General features: G+C 46.4%; 1 protein-coding gene. It reads left to right on the top strand.

Translation table 11 applies throughout. From position 1 onward, the window contains the following. Positions 1 to 90 precede the first annotated feature (90 nt). Positions 91 to 1,143: hypothetical protein (locus tag J7438_RS25775; RefSeq protein WP_209278893.1), on the top strand; the 1,053-nt coding region annotated here is incomplete at its 3' end.

The raw sequence follows: 1,143 nt of genomic DNA, 5'->3' as shown, positions 1-1,143 counted from the left end.
GAGAAAACACTTCGCCAATGTCTTAATCAGCATGGTTGTACTGAACATGGAGACGACAATAGTGATGAAGATCTTTTAGAATCAAGTCAAATGAAAGCATTGGCTCTGTTCTTCTCTGGACCCGCAAAATGGCGCATGAAAATTGCCGAATTCCAACAATATCTGGCTGCCCACAAGAGTTCTCGACATGACAGAGTGGCTGTTCGTGCTGCGCTGAAATCATTGCTACCGATATTGGCTATCCATGGAGGAACTGGTATCCCGTTCTGGATTGAAAAATATCGTGAAAATCCACGCTGCAAAGGCTTACTCACTCAGGCATTATCCATTCCTGCACCACTGGCTTTAACAAAATTTGCACTAACGCAGCTCCCTGAATCTGAGATGCAGGAATACCTTGAACTGTGCAGAAACCTTAAGCCACCCCCAACTCAGGAACAGTGGTATGCATTAAAACCACTTTGCCAACAGCTTGGCGAGCGATTTGAGTACACGCTGTCGAAACGCATAATGCTGGAGATTCTCTGGCAACAATCAGAAGATAACCGCTCAAAATACGCGGATAAGATGGATGAGCTATTCAAAACCGTGCCCACCATCTCACAATGGCACGGGTTACATCGGGTACTCGGACCACACAAAATGCAGCTAGTCATGGATGCTTGTCTTGAATACCAGGCTAAACCTGAAGCCGCTCCTGATGTAGCTACTCAGCAACGGTTACTGGAAGGAATGTTACTGACAAACCACTATCTGCCTGAACACATCGATATACCCGATCTCTGCTTTTCAAACCGGGTAGCAACTGATGATGAAAGAGGCGTGATTGTTGATGGCGATCACGTCATGTTGGGCCAGGAACGCCTGTGGCACTTTATCACGGCCATACTGTTCGAGCTTAAACAAACAGAGTATCAATTCAGGAATCAAAAGCTTACTGTCATGCCACCCGATGGTGAACCGGTTGTACTCCAAAAACCGGATTTTACCCTCACGGACACCGGCCTTGTTATAAAGAACTGGACACTGGAACAGTTGACCGCCTTTTTCAAGGCAACTGAATTCACAGAACAATGGTATGAAAAGCCTCAGGACAAACGGGAACCCTATGCGATCAGGCTTGAGGCTAAACTAGCCCAAATG

It is taken from the genome of Thalassotalea sp. G20_0 (assembly GCF_017744175.1).
Taxonomy (GTDB): domain Bacteria; phylum Pseudomonadota; class Gammaproteobacteria; order Pseudomonadales; family Endozoicomonadaceae; genus Endozoicomonas.
Note: the sequence above shows the minus strand (reverse complement) of the source record. Positions and strands in the feature narration are given on the sequence as shown.